Raw genomic sequence first — 18,927 nt, forward strand, 5'->3', positions numbered from 1 at the left:
AGGTAAAACAAGAACGGTACATATAGTATAATAAAATCAAAATGAGACACGGAAAAAAAGTAAATCACTTAGGCCGTACGGATAGCCATAGAAAAGCAATGTTGGCTAACATGGCAACATCATTAATCCTACACAAACGTATCACTACAACTTTGGCTAAAGCTAAAGCGTTGCGTACTTACGTTGAGCCTTTGATTACTAAATCTAAAAACGACACAACACACTCTCGTCGTACAGTATTCGCTTATTTGAAAGATAAAGACGCAGTTTCTATCTTGTTCCGCGAAATTTCTGAAAAAGTAGCTAACCGTCCAGGTGGCTACACTCGTATCATCAAAATGGAAAACCGTTTAGGTGATAACGCAGAAATGGCTTTCATCGAGCTAGTTGATTACAACGAAATCTACGGTAAAAAAGCTGCTGCAGCTGAGAAAAAAGCTACTCGTCGTCGTGGCGGTGCTAAAAAAGCTGCTGCTCCTGCTGAAACTGAAGCTCCTGCGGAAGTAAAAGCTGAAGTAGAAGGTGAAGAAAAAGTTGACGGAGAATAATATTGTTCCCGTTATCATAGAAAAAGTCCTCTTTTTAAGGGGACTTTTTTTATTTTATGACCATTCCTACCGTTATAACTGATATATTTGTAATGCTAAAATCTGATAGCTTTTTCTAATACAAGCTATTTCGTTTATCAATCTATAATTCATTAAGATGAAACCATTTGATGTTTATCCCATTAATCCCATTAACATAGTTAAAGCTAATGGATCTACGGTGTGGGATGCCGAAGGAAATGCTTATTTGGACTTGTATGGTGGCCATGCCGTGATATCGATCGGACACACGCATCCCCACTATGTGCAACGTATTACGGAGCAGTTGAATCGTATCGGATTCTATTCTAATTCTGTTGAAATTCCAATTCAGCGTGAACTTGCACGATTGCTTGGCGAAGTATCTGGTAAGGTTGATTATGACTTATTCCTTTGTAATTCTGGCGCTGAAGCGAATGAAAATGCATTGAAGCTTGCTTCCTTTTATAATAAAAGAAAAAAGGTGATTGCATTCTCGAAATCTTTCCACGGTAGAACGTCGTTGGCTGTAGCTGCTACGGACAACCCGAGTATTGTTGCGCCTATTAACGAAACAGAGAACGTTGTTTTTCTTCCTTTCAATGATGAGGATGCACTAAAGGAAGCATTTTCAGCTTATGGTGAGGAAATATCTTCTGTTGTTATCGAAAGTATTCAAGGTGTTGGTGGAATTAGGGAAGCATCCGTTGCCTTTCTTCAATTGATCCGCTCACTTTGTGACCAATATAATGCCGTATTTATTGCTGATGAGGTACAATGTGGCTATGGTCGGACAGGCTCTTTCTATGCACAGGATTATTCTGGAGTAGATGCGGATATATACACGATGGCAAAAGGAATGGGGAATGGTTTTCCTATTGGTGCAATCAGTATCTCTCCTAAGTTTAAAGCTTCCCATGGTAGTTTGGGGACAACCTTTGGCGGCAATCATCTGGCCTGTGCCGCGGCTTTGGCTGTTTTGGAGGTCATCCAACAGGATCGTTTGATGGAGAATGCGAATGCTGTAGGACAGTATCTCATTGACGAACTAAAGAAAATTGAAGAGATTGTAGAAGTGAGGGGAAGAGGATTAATGATCGGCATTGAACTTCCAGCATCTTTGGCACATGTAAAGAAAGATCTTTTATTAAAGAATCGTATTTTTACGGGGGAGGCTAAACCGAATGTTATTCGCTTGCTTCCAGCATTGAATATTACAAAAGAGCATGCTGATCAGTTTTTATTGGCATTAAAAGAACATATAAAGGCGGTTGTAGTCGCTTAAAGATAATAGATGAAATAATCCAGACTGGCCTCCTGATATCAGGGACGATCAATCTGGAGTGTTCCATCCGCATAAATAAACAAGTGGGTAGCACAGTGTGTTGTGCCATAGAAAATACCCCCATAAATGATTTATATAGATGAAAAAGTTTTTCTCTGTAAAAGACGTATCCAGTGTAGCAGATGTTGTCCAGGAGGCGTTAGCGCTAAAAGCGGCACCTTATGATAATCAAGATCTTGGTAAACATAAGACCTTGGGTCTTGTGTTTTTAAACCCCAGCTTGCGTACTCGTCTGAGTACCCAAAAAGCGGCGATGAACTTGGGGATGAATGTGATGGTCATGAATATGGACAAGGATGGTTGGGCATTGGAGACACAGGATGGTGTCGTGATGAACGGCAGTACTGTTGAGCATATCCGCGAGGCGGCAGCGGTCATGGGCGAATATTGCGATATACTTGGATTGCGATCTTTTCCGAAGCTAAAGGACCGAGAGGAGGACTACAGCGAGGATCTATTCAATAAATTTATTAAATATTGTGGTGTCCCTGTTGTTTCTTTGGAAAGTGCCACACGTCATCCATTACAGAGTTTGACGGATATCATTACCATTACCGAGCATAAGAAGACGGCGAAACCAAAGGTTGTATTGGCTTGGGCTCCGCATGTGAAAGCTTTGCCACAAGCTGTGCCGAATTCCTTTGCAGAGTGGATGTGTAAGGCACAGGAAGAAGGGCTTGTAGAGTTTACGATTGCACAACCTATGGGTTATGAACTGAGCAAGGATTTTACAAAGGGAGCTACGATTTCAACGAATTTAAATGAAAGCCTGAAAGACGCTGATTTTGTTTATGTGAAAAACTGGTCATCCTATCAGGAATATGGCGAGGTATATACGGTAGACGAGGATTGGATGATGGATAATGAAAAACTGTCTTTGACAAATGATGCGAAGGTCATGCATTGTTTGCCTGTCAGACGGGATCTGGAGTTGTCATCTGAGATTTTGGATGGACCGAACTCGTTGGTTATTAAAGAGGCAAGTAATCGTGTCTGGGCAGCTCAGGTTGTTTTAAAACGAATGCTGGAAGATCTAGTCTAAGACCGATCTTTTGATTATTGAGAAACTATTTTTATTTGGGAAAAGTTGCGTAATGGCTAATAGTGTATTAAATATTATAAAAATTGGCGGAAATATTATCGATGATGAGCGTCTGTTAGATTCTTTTTTAGAGAAATTTTCTGCATTGTCTGGGAAGAAGATCCTAGTGCATGGCGGTGGTAAAATTGCAACACGTTTGGCAAGCGAGCTTGGTGTACAAGCTCAAATGGTTGAAGGCCGTAGAGTGACGGACGAGGATATGCTACGTATAGTCACGATGGTATATGCTGGATTAACAAATAAAACCATCGTTGCCAAATTACAAAAATTAAAATGTGACGCTGTAGGTTTAACTGGTGCTGATGGCGATGTGATAAAGGCTATAAAACGTCCTGTCAAGGATATTGACTATGGTTTTGTAGGGGATTTATTGCATGATTCTGTGAATACACTAGCGATAAAAAAATTCCTGGAAGCAGGTTTTATTCCTGTATTCTCTGCCATCACTCATAATGGTTTAGGACAGCTGCTTAACACCAATGCTGATACTATTGCCTCTTCGTTAGCGGTCTCCCTGGCGTCTTTATATGAAACGTCATTGGTCTATTGTTTCGAGAAAAATGGTGTGTTACGCGATGTGACAGATGAAAACTCGGTTATACCAACGATTAAATCCGAAGAATTTGAATATCTCAAAGAATCGGGAATTGTCAATGATGGTATGATTCCGAAACTACAAAATGCATTTAATGCAATAAATAAAGGTGTTCAGGAGGTATATATTGGTCATGCCAATAATTTGCACTTGTTCCAACAAGGACAATTTGGTACCTGCTTGACATTAAAGTAATCATGTAATCTAATCTAAACCCAACTATGAAAAAGGTCACTATTATCGGAAGTGGCAATATCGGTCTATCCTTGGCAAAAGGGCTTGTAAAAAGCGAATTTGCCGGCGCTGCTGATATTACATTGACCCGCAGAAATCTGAATGCTTTGGCTGAAGAGGCAAGCCAAGGATTCTCGGTAAGTAATGATAATAAAGCCGCTGTTAAAGGCGCTGATATTGTTGTCTTCGCCATACTACCACAGCAGTTAAAAAAGGTATTGGTTGAAGTTGCTCCCGAAATAGATAAGAAAAACCAGATTTTTGTATCCATTGTATCTGGTGTTTCATGTGCTGACCTGAAAGCGGTGTTGGGTGAGGATGCAACTGTAATACGCGCTATGCCGAATACGGCAATCGCGATTGCTCAGTCGATGACTTGTATTGCGAGTGATAATGCTTCGGATGTTAGTCTTGCTGAGGTGGAGAAGATGTTTGAGACCGTTGGATCAGTTGTCGTTATCAATGAAGATCTAATGACTTCGGCAACTGCCTTGTGTGCCTGTGGAATCGCCTTTTTCCTGCGTGCTATCCGAGCTGCATCACAAGGTGGGGTTGAGATAGGTTTCCATGCACATGATGCCTTGAAAATGGCCGTTCAAACAGCTAAAGGTGCTGCGGATCTATTGTTGCATACGAATGCTCATCCAGAAGGTGAGATTGATAAAGTTACTTCGCCGAAAGGATGTACTATTGCGGGATTGAATGAGATGGAACATAATGGTTTTAGTTCTGCATTTATCAAGGGAATAAAATTGTCTGCGGATAAAGCAGGAGGATTATATCATGAAGGATAAAGATAGCTTATTTCAGGATAGTCTAGCTTTATTGAAACAGTTGATCGCTGTATCTTCCCTAAGTCGAGAGGAAATGTTGACAGCGGATCTGATTGAAGCCTTTTTCAATGAACGGTATATTAAGACCTTCAGGAAGGGAAACAACGTTTGGGTATATAATGCGCATTACGAGTCAAATAAGCCAACGGTCCTGCTTAATTCGCACCATGACACAGTAAAGGCTAACCCTGGTTATACCCGTGATCCATTGGTTCCTACGGTAGAGGAGGGAAAGCTTTATGGCTTGGGTAGTAATGATGCAGGCGGGTGTTTGGTGTCACTGATTGCCACCTTCTTGTATTTTTACGAAGAGAAGGATTTAAAATATAATTTTTGTCTGGTAGCGAGTGCTGAAGAGGAAATCTCAGGTCGAAATGGTATTGAGTCTGTGCTGGAAGATATTGGAACGATTGATTTTGCAATCGTTGGTGAGCCAACACTGATGGATCTTGCCGTAGCCGAAAAAGGGCTGATGGTATTGGACTGTAATGCAATAGGAATAGCGGGGCATGCCGCCCGTAACGAAGGTGATAATGCGATTTATAAAGCAATTAAAGATATTCAATGGTTTAAGGACTATGCTTTTGAAAAAACATCAGCAACCTTGGGCCCGATCAAAATGTCAGTGACGATGATTCAAGCTGGATCGCAGCACAATGTAGTGCCGGCCAACTGTAGTTTTGTCGTCGATGTAAGAACAACTGATGCTTATACCAATGAAGAAACCTTAGCGATAATCAAGTCCCATGTCTCTTCGGAAGTTTCGGCTCGTTCTACGCGTTTGAAATCTTCTTCTATTCCGGAAGAACATCCTATTGTTCGAGCAGGAATAACGCTTGGCCGTAAGCTATATGGCTCGCCGACGATGAGTGATCAAGCGCTTATTCCGGTACCTTCTTTAAAGCTGGGGCCAGGTGATAGTGCGAGATCGCATATGGCGGATGAATTTATCTATATTGATGAAATTAGGGAAGGAATTGATTTGTATATAGCGATGCTACAAAAGATCGTATAAAAAAAGCTTCCAACTGTTGGAAGCTTTTTTTATACTAGACTAAGCTGATCTGACGCTTAATACTTTCTTCAAGGGAGATGATCGTTTCCGTACGTTGGATCCCAGGTACTGATTGGATATCTTCGTTCAATACTTTTCTGAGGTGGACAGTGTCCCTACAGATAATTTTTGCAAAAATACTGTATTGGCCGGTACAATAATGTAGCTCAACCACTTCTTTGATTTCCTTCAATTTATCTACCGCATCTGCATATTGTGAACCTTTTTCTAGATAGATACCGAGAAAGGCAGTGATGTCAAATCCAACTTTTTGAGGATTGATAATTAGATTTGAACCTCTGATGATACCTAATTCTTCCATCTTCTTCATTCTAACGTGGATGGTACCACCTGATACGATTAGCTTTTTCGCTATCTCAGTATAAGGAATAGAAGCATCGTTCATTAGAATAGACAGGATTTGGATATCCAAATTGTCTAGATCATAGTTTGCATATTGATTTTCCATTAACAATGGGTTTTGTGTTTCATTCATTGGTCATACATCAAAATCTGACCAATAGCTAAAATAATTAAATTTATTTCAAAATTACTAAGAATTTTCGGTTTATAGATGTAAATTTAATAAAAAATACTTATTGATATTGATAATGTTATATGTTTTTGATTGAAAGTGCTTATAATTGTTTTGGAGGTGATTTTATTGTAAGGTTATCGGATTGTTTCGTTATCTTGTTATTAAAGTCAGGAAGACGATAAAGATGTAGGATAAAGATCAAAAACAAAAGACAAGTAAGCTGCAGGTGTGTTAAACCAAAGTCTCCGTACGCATATCTAATATCTCAAGACTAAAATAAAGATGGAAGAAGTTCAAGATGTGAAGATTTCGAGGAAGAAGCCGATCTTTGAGGTAGGGGAAGGGCTTCATAAATATCTTAAGCTATATCAAAGGGATGAAAAGCTGCCCATTGGTTATAAGGATCTATTGAATTTTACAGAGACCGTACCGGTCATGGATAAATTTGGTAATGATACGTTCTGGGAAACACCACTTTATCCTCAATATCTGATTGATCAATTATATGATGGGCTAAAGGTCATCTATGCAAAGCTTAAAGCTTCTGGCAACACACGCATTGTACAGCACAAATATATCGACCGTGTGGAGTACTGTGGTTTTGGTAATACAAGACCATTTCGGATTCGTATTGTAAACCGATTGAATGACGTTTATGATTATTTTTATATCAAACAGGCGGATGCATCACGGATTTATGGTTTAGAACTGGAGGAAATATTATCTCCAAATCAGGTCAACTATATGGTGGATCAGGATACACTGGTTGAAGAACATATCGTTGGTATCCCGGGTGATATATTTTCGCAGACCAGGATGTTTACACCGGATTACAATTTGACACGTATTTCGAAGGAATTTGTCAAGTTTAATGAACGTTGTATTATCACGCTGCTGGGGGATATGCGTGCCTATAATTTTGTCATGCAGATTACACCTGATTTTGATGACTTTCAGTTTCGGATCAGAGCAATTGATTTTGATCAGCAATTTTATGAGGGAAATCCCAAGGTCTATATGCCGCAATTTTTTAAAGAGAACTATCCATATGTCAAGCTTGCGATGGAACATCTAACTGAAAAAACGGTGTTGCAATACCAACAGGAGGAGCGGTCCTCGATTGTACATCGGGTACGAAGTGAACGCCACAGAATCGCTGATCTTCGGGACGCTTCGCAGACACAAATTCTTTCGACGCCCGAAAACATTAAACAACTGCGCGAAGGCTACGCAGAGTTTTACCAAAATAATTCTTATTTGAAGTGCAAGACCATGACTGATATTGTCGAATTAAATGTGAAGAATGTAATTCGACAGGTACAGATGTAGCTATTTGATTCGGTCTTTGTTGTCTTTGATAAAAGAAGACCAACCCGAATAAGATTTGCCACTGCCTGAGGTACTATTTTTTTGAAATGAATGACAAACAGCAATTGCCAGCCCATCTGTTGCATCTAGAAATTGAGGTGTCTCTTCGAATTTTAAGAGATTTTTGAGCATGGCAGAAACCTGTTCTTTCGTGGCATTACCATTTCCCGTAACGGATTGTTTTATTTTTCTGGGTGAATATTCAAAGATCGGAATATCCTGTGCCAGCGCTGCTGCCATAGCAACACCCTGTGCCCGTCCTAGTTTGAGCATCACTTGAATGTTTTTGCCATAGAAGGGTGACTCCAGTGCAACACAGTCTGGATTATATTCTTGCATTAATGCAGAGGTTTTTTTGAAGATGCGTTGCAATTTTAGCGCATGGTCGTCGAGATGCCCCATTTTGATGACGCCCATTGAAATAAGGGAGATGGTATTGCCAACTTCTTTAATAATTCCGTATCCGAGTACGACTGTCCCGGGGTCGATCCCTAAAATAATTCTTTCTTTCGCCTTTTCCTTCTGCATGTACAATATTACAAATTTTGCTTTTTATAAGTGGATTGCTGTACACAAAACTTAATCATTTGGCTAAAATTTAGTAACATTGCTCTCTAATTATCAAAAGTTGACTGGGAGACAAAAAAAATATATCAGTCTTTTATTGAAGATACTTGTGTTTGCACTTGCAACATGGTACATTATTACCAAGGTATCTGATAAGAGCAATATCGATAAGTTTAAGACGCTAATCACAGGACTAGAGCAGCATTCTGTTGTCTGGACATTGATCCTGATTGTTGTTTTAATGCTTGTAAACTGGCTTCTGGAGGTTGTTAAATGGCGCTATCTTGCATCCAAGCTGGAGCATATATCCTTTTGGAAGGCATTTCAATCCGTTTTTTGTGGACTTACGTGGGCGATTTTTACCCCGAATAGGATTGGTGAATATGGCGGAAGGGTGTTGTTCCTGAAGCCGCAGAATAGGGCTAAAGGTGCTGTTGCGATGGGCGTAGGATTATTTGCTCAACTGGTATTGACAAGTGTTGCAGGTTCGCTGAGCATAGCTTGGTTTATCTGTAAGTTTTTGTCCACACCTTTATCCGTTCAATTTGGTGTCTGGTTGCTGGCCATTATTTACGCTGCTGGATTTGTCATTTTGTATTTTAATGTGAGATGGGTGGATATGCTTGTGGGGCGAATTAAGTTTTTGGCGAAAATAAAACCTTTTTTTGAGGTACTGGAGCATTATTCCGCACGTGAACTGAGCATTGTTTTGGTAAACTCACTAGCAAGGTTTATTATTTTTACTTCGCAGTATATTATTTTGATGAAGCTAACCTTACCAGAGCTGCCACTTGTCTCCATGGTTTTGATGATCTTTATCCTCTTTTTTGTTCAGGCAGCTTTGCCGACATTGGATATTTTCGATTTTAGTGTACGTAGTTTTGTGGCAAGTAATCTTTATAGCTATATTACAACACAAGAAATTGCGGTGATGGCTATTGTATCGTGTATCTGGTTTGTCAATTTGATTCTCCCCGCGATATTTGGTTCTATTTTTGTTTTTAAGATTAATTTTTTCGGTGATACAAATTCTTAGCTATTTATTGATCAGTTTTGCCTGCGTGTACGCCATTCTAGTATTATGGATGCGTAAAGGTTGGGCCACGATTCAAGCGCCTACAGGTCTCTTACCTTCTACCAAGACTGTATCAGTTATTATCGCTGCACGGAATGAAGAATTGAATATCCGGCGAACGATAGAATCAATATTGAATCAAAATTTTCCGGGTGAACTTCTTGAACTTATTATTATTGATGATCATTCGGATGACAATACCTCCGCTATTGTAAAGGAATATGCGGAACGGGGTGTGAAATTGATTCAGTTAAATGAGAATGGCCGAATGAATTCCTATAAGAAGCTTGCGATTTCAAGAGCAATTGACTGCTGTAGGGGGGAGATTGTCATTACTACAGATGCAGACTGTAGGATGGGAGCAAATTGGCTTGCGACTGTGATCGGAACCTTTGAAAAGGAGGATGCTTATTTATTGTCTTCTCCAGTTGTATATTCGGAGGAAAAGAGCTTTTTTGAGCGATTGCAGACCTTGGAATTCTTGTATCTCATAGGTCTTGGTGCTGCAGGTATAGGTAATAGAAAGCCTACGACCTGTAATGGTGCTAATTTGGCCTATCGAAAAGATATATTCAAGCAAATGGGTGGGTTTAAAGGAATTGACGAGCTGGCATCTGGGGATGATGAGTTATTTTTGCATAAAGTGGCGGAGAAGCACCCTGAACGAATTTCTTTCTGTAAATCGGAGGAGGCGACCGTGTATACAGATGCCAAGCCCGATCTTAGGTCATTTATCAGCCAAAGAAGACGTTGGGCATCTAAGAGTACCAAGTATAAAAATAAGGGAGTTATTGCTTTAGGGATCGCTATTTGGCTGTTTAATGTGTTATTATTGGTCGGAGCCATTCTTGCAGTTGCAGGTATTAAAACACTTGCTTGGGTTATCCTCTTCGCATTACTACTTAAAATGATAGTCGAACTGTTGTTTATCCAGCCTTTAACCAATTTTGCAAAACGGACTAATCTGCTCTGGTATCTTCCTATATTGAGTCTGGCCCATATTCTGTATTTAGCTTATATTGGAATATTGGGGAATATTGGAAAGTATGATTGGAAGGGTAGACAAGTCAAATAATTCTACTTTATTTTTCAACTTTCTGCTTAATAGTCTCTTCGGCTAGTTTTACGATTTCTTCAATGTCTTTATCCTTTGTATCTAGTGGATCAAGTACTTCCCATGTCATATGCAGAAAAGGAGTCAACGGATACATACCATATTGTACCATCTCATATGATCCTTTGATTGCAATAGGGACGACCAATGCATTTGGGTTTTTCTTTAATAATGTTGCAATACCACCGACGTGAAAGGCTTTCATCTTACCTGTTTTTGATCGTGTCCCTTCTGGAAAGATAAAGGCCGACCAATTCTTTGTTTTCATATTGTTGGCAAGTTTCAGAATCTCAGCTATCGATTGTTTGGGGTCATTACGATCGATATTGGCTGCGCCACCATGTTTTAGATTGAACGAAATACTCGGTATACCACTGGCCAGTTCAATTTTTGAGATAAATTTTCCATGAAATCTCCGCAGAAAATAGATGAGCGGTGGAATATCAAAGGTGCTTTGATGATTGGCAACAAATATAATGGGTTGTCCTAATGGGATGGATTTGTTGTCGATAAAAGTGACCCTATTGAATAATGTATAGTAAGATGCAACGAGGCATGCATTTAAGATGTCAACACTTTTTTTGTGTGCATTATAGCCACCGAATTTCAAGCACAGCCATTGGATGGGGTGGAATATAATCAAGGATAAGCCAAAACAGAACCAAAATATAATAGATAGAATATAGCCTAAAAACTTTTTCATATGCTTTTTTTATTGTTTACAAATATATCATTAAGCAATGATTTTGAAAAATATTGATAATATTGTGTTTGATTTTAATATTATTAATATTAACTTTAATAATATCAATGGTCTTATTGTTAAATGAAAAAGATACCTGTAAATTGTCCATGTTGTGATGCAAAATTGAAAGTCTCCAAGCTGGTCTGCGATTCCTGCGACACCGAAGTTGTCGGTAAGTTTACTTTACCCTTACTGATGCAGTTGACAGTCGAAGAGCAGGATTTTGTTCTCAATTTCTTAAAGTATTCAGGTAGTTTAAAAGAAATGGCCAACCAGATGGGTAAATCTTACCCAACGGTTCGTAATATTTTGGATGATCTGATTCATAAATTAAATTCGCTCGCCAATGAAAATTAAGCAGTTATTTTTAAATCCGTTTGCGGATTTTTCAGAGCGGACATTGTTTCTCGTGGGGATCATCGGTTTTTTATTATCCAGTTACCTTATTTATTTATCAGGTCAGCAGTTCAATGGCTTTATGCACTTCTATAAGCCTGAGGTGACCGTCTCTTTTATTGCGGTGTTAAAAGTTCATGCCTATATGGTTTTGGCTCCTTTAATTCTGCTATATATCGTGGGTGTTATAGCCAATAATAAGACAAGAATTATTGACGTGTTGAATGTTATCTTGATTGCGCCATTTCCACTTTATCTAATGTTGCTCTTGAGTAAGTTAATCAATCAGGACAAATTTACCAGTGAGATAGATCAAGCGTTAAAAAATGGTGACCATACCTTGTCGAGCATTGATAAGGGGCAGATGGCACTATTTGGTTTATTTGGGATCTTTGTGTTATTTCTCTTGTTTTATCAGTTCTATTTATTGGTAAAGGGAATGAACATTGCTGTTAACAATAAAAAGGTTTGGATAAGCATTTTGTTTGTGGCATTATATTTTATGCTTGATTTGGGTATACAGTTTTATTTTTAACGGACAGAAAACTATGAAGAAAATTCTCTACTTATTTTTGATCTTTTTACATTTTTCATGCGCTGATGCGCAAACCTTTGACGGCTCGTGGAAGGGGGAGGTGAATGTGTCCGGACAGAAATTGCTTTTGGTGTTCAACTTAAAGAAGGATAGTAATGCGAATTGGGTAGGAACCTTTGAAAGTCCAATGCAGACCTCATTGAAGTTTCCAATTAATACAATAAAAACACATGAGGATTCGATCTCAATGGATGTCAAAGCAATTGGGTTATCGTATACGGGCTATCTGGATCGGGATAAAGATGTGATGAAGGGTGTTATGAAACAGGGGAATTTTGAGTCTGCGATGATATTGGTGCGTAGTGAGATTGAGCAAAGTGGGCTTTCACGCAAGCAAGATGTCTTTCCCCCGTACGATTATATTGAACAGGACGTTTCATTTCAAAATGCAAAAGGCAATGCTTCTCTAGCCGGTACCCTGACTTATCCAAAGGGTGGGGGATCTTTTCCAGCTGTCATTTTGGTCAATGGGAGTGGGCAGCAAAATAGAGATTCGGAAGTGTTCGGCCATAGGCCATTTAAGGTATTAGCGGATCACCTCAGCAAAAATGGCTTTGCTGTTTTACGTTATGATGATCGCGGTATTGGCGGTTCGAAGGGTGAGGTTAACTTGGCAACAACGATTGATTTTGCATCAGATGCAAATGCGGCAGTGGATTTTCTAAGTAGGCAGCAGATGGTCAAAACCGGTAAAATTGGTATCATTGGTCATAGTGAAGGGGCTTTGATAGCGGAAATAGTTGCCGCTGAAAACGATAAGGTCAATTATATTGCTTTGTTGTCTGGACCTGTCCTCAAAGGTGATTCCTTATTGATCTTGCAGAGCTATGCGTTGGGAAAAGTGGCTGGACTATCTGAGCCTGCATTGGAGGCAAATAAGCTCAATAACAGAAAGCTATATGACATTCTGCTAAGGGACGAGCCGCCGAAGGTTTTAGCAGAATCATTGGAAAAAGAACTTATCCGTCAAAACAATGGAATTGCATTAACATCTGATATGAAAGTTAAGCTGAGCCCGATGTTGATCCCATGGTTCAAAACATTCCTGCGTATTGATCCTGCCTATTATCTGAAACAAGTGAAAGTACCTGTTTTCGCTTCTTTTGGAGGTAAAGATATTCAGGTTCCTGCAAATGAAAATATCTATGCACTTCAACGCTTGCACTTGAATACGACAGATGTCACAATTAAAGACTATCCAAATTTGAACCATCTGTTTCAAAATGCGCAAACAGGAAAAATTGAGGAATATTTTGAAAATCCGGAGAGTTTCAATGAGCAATTGATGGATGATTTGACCAAGTGGCTTAAATTGAAAACAAAGTAATCGAATCTTGATGCCCGTCGTTATGACATGTGCTTTTGCACAACTTGGAATAGCTGGGACTGTCTCAAAATTAAAAACCTTGATTGCAAATCAGCGTTAAATCTTGGAGATAGCTTTAAAAATAAGACCTAAAAAAAATGACCAAAATTCATTAGGAACTTGGTCATTTTTTATTTGATTTAATGAAGTGTCGAAATTTTATTTGGAGCCATTTGCAAAATCGACTTTTGATACAGCCCTTACATACATGAATATGTTGATGCTAATCGTTAGGCTGCTATCTGGTCGCTATTTGTTATGGTGTCGTATTGGCAACAGGTAGGATTTTGCCATTAAAGTATTTGTGTCCATTCTGCGCAAACTCTGCAATATACCTACCCATTTCAAAAGCTAGTGTACCTGCTTCCATACCCGGAAAAGCGGCTTCAAACATTTCAGTTTGCGATGACCCCAGGGCCAAGCAGTTGACTTTGATTCCTTTTTCTTTAAATTCTTCAGCTAGACATTCCGTTAAAATTGCCAATGCACCTTTACTGGTAGAGTAGGCAGATAGACCAGGGAACTTCATCGAGCCTTGAAATCCACCCATACTACTGATATTGACAATATGTGAACCTTCATGCATGAATGGAACGATATGCTGGATCATATTAACATGTCCCATCACATTTGTTTGGAGCATTTCTGCAAAATCCTGTCCAGTGGTTTCCATAAAAGGTTTATTCACTAATGCTCCAGCATTGTTGATCAGGATATCAACAGTCTCGAATTTCGATTGAATAAAAGGGACCAATGTTGCGTAGTCGTCATAGACGATATCAAATTGAGCGGGGAAGAGTGTTCCTCCATCATGATTGAGCTGACTTGCGATTTCATGGAGTTTTCTCAATTTGTCTGCTGATCGGGCCAATGCGATAACTTTGTTGTCCTTTTTTGAGGTCAAATCAAGTACTGCTTCAAACCCAACACCGCTACTTGCTCCTGTGATAATAATATTCGCCATGTTTATTCTTCTAATTTTTGACTTTGCTCAACTTCCTCGACAGAAGGGAGTTTATCCTCTCCAATTGCTTTGGGATTGAATATAAAATAAATTCCTGAAAGAGCGACCATCGCTGAGATAATATAAAATAACAATGTGATCAATACAGCATTGTGTGAATCTACGTGAAATATACCTGCTCCCCACATGATAACAAGTTCACGCATACCCAATCCGCCTACTGAAAAAGGAATAATAGATACTAATGAAGATGCTAGAAATAGGAATAAGTAAGGTGAAAACTTTCCATTAAATCCTAGGGCGTAAAGAATCAAAATTGCAGCGATTACTTGCATAGACTGTACACCAATTGCTTTTAAATGTGCCTTTAAGAAGGTAGCCTTGTACTCTTTGAAAAATTTTGTGACAATAAAATAATAGAGGATACTACCCAATATAAATAATATGATCGTCAAGTAATTTGGTATGCCCAGTTGTGGCATATAGGTAATTAAAGCCGCAATAATTAAACATAGGGCCCATAAGCCACTTAGTCTATCTAGGAATAATGCTGTAAATAATTTTCTGCCCTTAATACTGAACCTTTTCCGGAGAAAGAAGATCTTGTAGCCATCTCCACCCACTCCACCGGGTAGAATCAGGTTATAGAATAGTCCCAATTGATAGAGCTTTAAATTATATTTTTCAGACACATCTAAGCCGATAGCCCTTAAAAAGGTCAATAAGCGTGAAGAGGATATAAAAATCGATATACTATAAGCTAATAAGGCTAGAAATAAATAGATGGGGTTTGAATTAATTACAGCTTCTTTGAGATCTTTGAGTGAAACTTTGCTGAAAACCCAATACAAGGCTCCTACAGTAACGACAATCTTTAGTATGTTTTTTAGGATCTTTAAACCTTTTTTTTTGTCCATAGAAGTTTATTTTTCCAATCTTGATCAATTATAATAGCGATTTTGGAAAATTCAAAGTTAGGAACTTTGTCGAATTGTGCAATTGAACTTAGGCAATAGTTGGGTAAATTCTTGAATACAATAATATCAGATATAAAATACCGAATATAGTCGCAAGAGAAAATAGCCAATTTAGGTCAATTCTATTATATTTGTGCTTAAGCACAGCAATCATTAATCCGACGATAAAGCAAAATAATAAAATAGGAGCAATGAAAGCAACCTTATTTGTGAAAGCGAGGCTTATTTGGCTTAATTTTGCTTTGGCTTCCTGTCCTAAAAACAGTGGATAGGCGGCGAATGCCAAGAGGATAATAAATAACCGCAAAAGAGTTTTTGCTATTATTTTGCTTATGGTATGATTTTTGGCTGTTACGTTCATGATCTGTGGATTAATTTACCCCAAAAATACAATTTGAAATTAAAATTTATACATATGAATCGATTCGTTTTATCATTAGCAACTGTTTTTGCTACGGTGACCTTGTTCTCTTGTGGTGCACAAAAGCAAGGTACATCATCTGGAAATCCTGGTAATGGTTCTTCCAATACAAGTGCAGCTTCGGGACCTAGCGCCTCAGAATGGAGATCTGCGGTGAAAGGAACTTGGACACTGAATTCAATCGATAGAGAAAATTTGCCTTCGACTTTCACTATTAAAAGTGTCTTTGAAGAAGCTCCGGCGGAGTGTTTTGTCGGTAGTAACTGGAATTTTATTGGTAATGGAAAGGGATCAATCACGTTTAATGCTCAAGGTACTTTATGTGCTCCAGGTGCATCCCGCGAGATTTTTTGGACAATCTATAACCCAGGAAAAGGTTTAGGCGAACCACAATTCCAGTTTAAGAAGATCTATGCAGGAGACAAAGCCAAAAACGTAACGACAGGTTACCGTTTGGATTTGTCTTATTCTGATGGTAATAAATTAGTCATGAAAATGCCGTTGACAGTTGCCAATGGTGAAGCATATTTAGTGTTTAATTTTTCCCGCGTAAACTAAGGTCAAACGAGAAAAAAAGAATAACGAAAAGCTATAGGAATTCCTATGGCTTTTTTTGTTGAAAATTTAATACTTTTACAGTCCGAAACGATTTTGATTTATTCAATTCGCTTCATCACCTTTAAAAACAGATTGATCGGATAAAAATAGCATGATCCCCAAGGGTTAGCTTAGGACATGCTTAATATAACTAGAAATATGGCTGAACAAAACACGAAAACTGCACTTATAACAGGTATCACAGGTCAAGATGGTGCCTATTTAGCAGAATTCCTATTGAAAAAAGGTTATAGGGTTCATGGTCTAAAACGCCGTAGTTCTCTGTTCAATACCGATCGTATTGATCACCTTTATCAAGATCCTCATCTTGACAATAGAAATTTCACCTTGCATTTCGGTGATTTGACAGATTCAACCAATTTGATCCGTGTCATTCAAGAGACTCAGCCGGATGAAATTTATAATCTTGCAGCTCAATCCCATGTTAAAGTTAGCTTTGATACACCAGAGTATACAGCCAATGCTGACGGTATCGGCACGCTTCGTATATTGGAAGCCGTCAGATTACTCGGGATGATTGAAAAGACGCGCATTTATCAGGCATCGACCTCAGAATTATATGGTCTTGTGCAAGCGGTGCCACAGAGTGAGACGACTCCTTTTTATCCAAGAAGTCCGTATGCTGTTGCCAAAATGTATGGTTACTGGATTACAGTTAACTATCGGGAAGCTTACAAGATGTATGCTTGTAATGGAATTTTGTTCAACCACGAAAGCCCTGTCCGGGGTGAAACATTTGTGACCCGTAAAATAACCCGGGCTGTGGCGAAAATTGCGTTAGGTTTGCAAGACAAACTGTACCTTGGCAATCTTTCCGCTCAACGCGATTGGGGACACGCAAAAGATTATGTTGAAGCGATGTGGCTGATCCTCCAACAGGAAAAACCTGAGGATTTTGTAATCGCAACTGGGGTCACGACAACTGTTAGAGACTTTGTTCGTTTGGCCTTTGCCGAATTGGGGATAGAAATAGAATTTAGTGGAAAAGGCGAACAGGAAAAAGGTGTTATAATAGATGTCGACGAGGAGCGTTTGGCCGAATTAAATATTGATAAATCGCTTATTAAGTTTGGACAAACTGTCGTTAAGGTAGATCCAGCTTATTACCGTCCAACGGAGGTTGACTTACTTATTGGAGATCCAACAAAAGCAAATACCAAACTGGGTTGGATTCCTAAATATGATCTCCAAATGTTGGTAACAGATATGGTACAATCAGATCTTCACTTGATGAGAAAGGAAGAATATCTGAAACAAGGCGGTTTTGAGACCTTGAACTATTTTGAATAATCATAAATAATAGAGGAAAAATAAAACTGGAATAATTTTTGTTTAAACATTTAAATGGTATGAATCAATAAATTCATATGATGAAAATGACAGTGCATGTATTATGATGAATTCAGAGGTTGTTTCGAGTAAGAAGGAAGACGAAAAGAAGAAAGATTCTTCTAAAGTTTATTTCTTCATCATTGCGATAGCGGCATTACTAGCAACGAATATATATTTTTATGTTAAGTTTAAGACGAACGGTGAGAAAGTCTATGCCTTAACAGTGGAGAAAGAAAACCTTCAGGTACAAATCGATCGGATAGAAGCCGAATTGGATAAGATTGATGTCGAAAATGTTCAATTGACTCCTGAAATGACTGTACAAAAAGATGACTCTAGAACTGAGATTGCAGAACTTCGCAAAAAGCTTGAAAATAAGAGTATTACTCCTAAGGATATTGACGACGCTCAACGTAAAATTAACTTGTTAAAAAAACAAGTTGATAACTATCGCATAGATGTTCAACGATTGATTCAAGAAAATCAAATTTTATCAAAGCAGAATTCTAATTTAAATGAATCGGTAGTTGAGAAAAATAAGCAAATTACTTCTTTGACAACCACTAATTCTGAATTGAAAGAGAAGGTGACAACGGCAGCTGCTTTGAAGGTTTCAAGTATCAGTATCAACGGGCTTGAGGTCAAAAGAAACGGGAAGGAATCTGTCGAAGAACGCGCCAAGCGGGTGGATAAATTGAAAATCAATTTTACTATCGCTGATAACTCGCTTGCTAAAAGCGGAGAACGTGACATTTTTATAAGAATAATCGATCCTCAGGGAAATCTTGTCGTCCAAGGCGATAATATCTTCTTTGTACACGGTGAAAAATTACAGTATACCTTTAAACATAATATTTTGTTTACGAATAAGGGTGAGGATTATATCGTGTATTGGGCTGCCGAAGATGGTTTTACCAAGGGAGCATATACGATATTGCTTTATGAGGACAATGCGATCATGGGTAGATCAACCGTTGTATTGCGTTAGCAAGATATTACGTAAAGAATAGAGAAGGGGCAGTTCAGAGTTGAGCTGCCCCTTTTGCTTTAGTTATTACATGTAATAACCTCCGAGAGGGTCTTTAAATATTCGTCCTGAATAGGTTCACTTTTACTTTTTAC

The 18,927-nt window shown here is 38.7% G+C and carries 21 protein-coding genes; 15 read left to right on the forward strand and 6 right to left on the reverse strand.

Translation table 11 applies throughout. The features are described from left to right. Positions 1-41: 41 nt before the first annotated feature. The 6 genes from rplQ to ABFX33_RS26320 all read left to right on the forward strand — a co-directional run bounded on the left by rplQ (position 42) and on the right by ABFX33_RS26320 (position 5,690). Positions 42-548: a 50S ribosomal protein L17 gene (rplQ, locus tag ABFX33_RS26295; RefSeq protein ID WP_077438110.1), complete on the forward strand. Its 507-nt coding sequence runs from the start codon at positions 42-44 to the stop codon at positions 546-548. A 157-nt stretch (positions 549-705) separates the two neighbouring features. Then, on the forward strand, positions 706-1,851 hold the full coding sequence (locus ABFX33_RS26300; protein ID WP_346089250.1) for an aspartate aminotransferase family protein: 1,146 nt from the start codon (positions 706-708) through the stop codon (positions 1,849-1,851). A gap of 139 nt (positions 1,852-1,990) precedes the next feature. Beyond that, the gene (locus tag ABFX33_RS26305) at positions 1,991-2,953 is read left to right on the forward strand and encodes a Rossmann-fold NAD(P)-binding domain-containing protein (RefSeq protein WP_120261726.1); all 963 of its coding nucleotides are present in this window, start codon (positions 1,991-1,993) and stop codon (positions 2,951-2,953) included. A gap of 52 nt (positions 2,954-3,005) precedes the next feature. Next, a complete protein-coding gene (gene argB, locus ABFX33_RS26310; protein WP_120261725.1) occupies positions 3,006-3,803 on the forward strand; it encodes an acetylglutamate kinase in 798 nt (265 codons plus the stop codon). A gap of 26 nt (positions 3,804-3,829) precedes the next feature. Then, positions 3,830-4,636, forward strand: coding sequence for a pyrroline-5-carboxylate reductase (proC, locus tag ABFX33_RS26315; RefSeq protein WP_257094569.1), 807 nt, complete (start codon positions 3,830-3,832; stop codon positions 4,634-4,636). Then, on the forward strand, positions 4,626-5,690 hold the full coding sequence (locus ABFX33_RS26320; protein WP_346089252.1) for a M20 family metallo-hydrolase: 1,065 nt from the start codon (positions 4,626-4,628) through the stop codon (positions 5,688-5,690). Before proC ends, ABFX33_RS26320 begins: the two co-directional genes overlap by 11 nt. 34 nt (positions 5,691-5,724) lie before the next feature. Here ABFX33_RS26320 and ABFX33_RS26325 read toward each other — a convergent pair whose 3' ends face one another. Continuing rightward, complete coding sequence (locus ABFX33_RS26325; protein WP_046674894.1) at positions 5,725-6,198, reverse strand: Lrp/AsnC ligand binding domain-containing protein; 474 nt, start codon at positions 6,196-6,198, stop codon at positions 5,725-5,727. A gap of 351 nt (positions 6,199-6,549) precedes the next feature. Here ABFX33_RS26325 and ABFX33_RS26330 point away from each other — a divergent pair, with 351 nt between their 5' ends. Continuing rightward, a complete protein-coding gene (locus ABFX33_RS26330) occupies positions 6,550-7,596 on the forward strand; it encodes a hypothetical protein (RefSeq protein ID WP_120261722.1) in 1,047 nt (348 codons plus the stop codon). Here ABFX33_RS26330 and ruvC read toward each other — a convergent pair whose 3' ends face one another. Further along, positions 7,597-8,163, reverse strand: a complete 567-nt coding sequence (gene ruvC / locus ABFX33_RS26335; RefSeq protein ID WP_120261721.1) for a crossover junction endodeoxyribonuclease RuvC — start codon at positions 8,161-8,163, stop codon at positions 7,597-7,599. Positions 8,164-8,299: 136 nt separating this feature from the next. Between ruvC and ABFX33_RS26340 the strand changes: the two genes are divergently transcribed. Further along, the gene (locus tag ABFX33_RS26340) at positions 8,300-9,238 is read left to right on the forward strand and encodes a lysylphosphatidylglycerol synthase domain-containing protein (protein WP_244211845.1); all 939 of its coding nucleotides are present in this window, start codon (positions 8,300-8,302) and stop codon (positions 9,236-9,238) included. Then, complete coding sequence (locus ABFX33_RS26345) at positions 9,222-10,352, forward strand: glycosyltransferase (protein WP_346089255.1); 1,131 nt, start codon at positions 9,222-9,224, stop codon at positions 10,350-10,352. Before ABFX33_RS26340 ends, ABFX33_RS26345 begins: the two co-directional genes overlap by 17 nt. A 7-nt stretch (positions 10,353-10,359) precedes the next feature. Here the strand turns inward: ABFX33_RS26345 and ABFX33_RS26350 are convergent, their stop codons facing one another. After that, entirely contained in the window at positions 10,360-11,094 is a 735-nt protein-coding gene (locus ABFX33_RS26350) for a lysophospholipid acyltransferase family protein (protein WP_257094550.1), read from the reverse strand. A gap of 123 nt (positions 11,095-11,217) precedes the next feature. Between ABFX33_RS26350 and ABFX33_RS26355 the strand changes: the two genes are divergently transcribed. From ABFX33_RS26355 to ABFX33_RS26365, 3 genes are read left to right on the forward strand one after another with little or no spacing between them, the layout of a single operon-like run. After that, positions 11,218-11,493, forward strand: a complete 276-nt coding sequence (locus ABFX33_RS26355) for a DUF2089 family protein (protein ID WP_346089256.1) — start codon at positions 11,218-11,220, stop codon at positions 11,491-11,493. After that, positions 11,483-12,067, forward strand: a complete 585-nt coding sequence (locus ABFX33_RS26360; protein WP_120261716.1) for a YIP1 family protein — start codon at positions 11,483-11,485, stop codon at positions 12,065-12,067. The genes ABFX33_RS26355 and ABFX33_RS26360 overlap by 11 nt, the downstream gene beginning before the upstream one ends. A 13-nt stretch (positions 12,068-12,080) precedes the next feature. Beyond that, positions 12,081-13,454 carry an alpha/beta hydrolase family protein gene (locus ABFX33_RS26365; protein ID WP_346089258.1) on the forward strand — a complete coding sequence of 458 codons (1,374 nt, stop codon included), beginning with the start codon at positions 12,081-12,083 and terminating at the stop codon, positions 13,452-13,454. Between the two features lie 295 nt (positions 13,455-13,749). Here the strand turns inward: ABFX33_RS26365 and ABFX33_RS26370 are convergent, their stop codons facing one another. From ABFX33_RS26370 to ABFX33_RS26380, 3 genes are all read right to left on the reverse strand, one after another. Further along, positions 13,750-14,457: an SDR family NAD(P)-dependent oxidoreductase gene (locus ABFX33_RS26370; RefSeq protein WP_346089260.1), complete on the reverse strand. Its 708-nt coding sequence runs from the start codon at positions 14,455-14,457 to the stop codon at positions 13,750-13,752. 2 nt (positions 14,458-14,459) lie between these two features. Continuing rightward, positions 14,460-15,374, reverse strand: coding sequence for a lysylphosphatidylglycerol synthase transmembrane domain-containing protein (locus ABFX33_RS26375; RefSeq protein ID WP_223584539.1), 915 nt, complete (start codon positions 15,372-15,374; stop codon positions 14,460-14,462). A gap of 88 nt (positions 15,375-15,462) precedes the next feature. Beyond that, complete coding sequence (locus ABFX33_RS26380) at positions 15,463-15,795, reverse strand: hypothetical protein (protein ID WP_120261712.1); 333 nt, start codon at positions 15,793-15,795, stop codon at positions 15,463-15,465. 54 nt (positions 15,796-15,849) lie between these two features. Between ABFX33_RS26380 and ABFX33_RS26385 the strand changes: the two genes are divergently transcribed. From ABFX33_RS26385 to ABFX33_RS26395, 3 genes are all read left to right on the forward strand, one after another. Continuing rightward, a complete protein-coding gene (locus ABFX33_RS26385; RefSeq protein ID WP_257094539.1) occupies positions 15,850-16,413 on the forward strand; it encodes a lipocalin family protein in 564 nt (187 codons plus the stop codon). Between the two features lie 198 nt (positions 16,414-16,611). Next, positions 16,612-17,763 carry a GDP-mannose 4,6-dehydratase gene (gene gmd, locus ABFX33_RS26390; RefSeq protein ID WP_120261711.1) on the forward strand — a complete coding sequence of 384 codons (1,152 nt, stop codon included), beginning with the start codon at positions 16,612-16,614 and terminating at the stop codon, positions 17,761-17,763. Positions 17,764-17,866: 103 nt separating this feature from the next. Then, the gene (locus ABFX33_RS26395; protein ID WP_346089262.1) at positions 17,867-18,793 is read left to right on the forward strand and encodes a hypothetical protein; all 927 of its coding nucleotides are present in this window, start codon (positions 17,867-17,869) and stop codon (positions 18,791-18,793) included. The last annotated feature ends 134 nt before the right edge of the window (positions 18,794-18,927 follow it).

The sequence above is a fragment of the Sphingobacterium ginsenosidimutans genome, assembly GCF_039536865.1.
Lineage (GTDB): Bacteria > Bacteroidota > Bacteroidia > Sphingobacteriales > Sphingobacteriaceae > Sphingobacterium > Sphingobacterium detergens.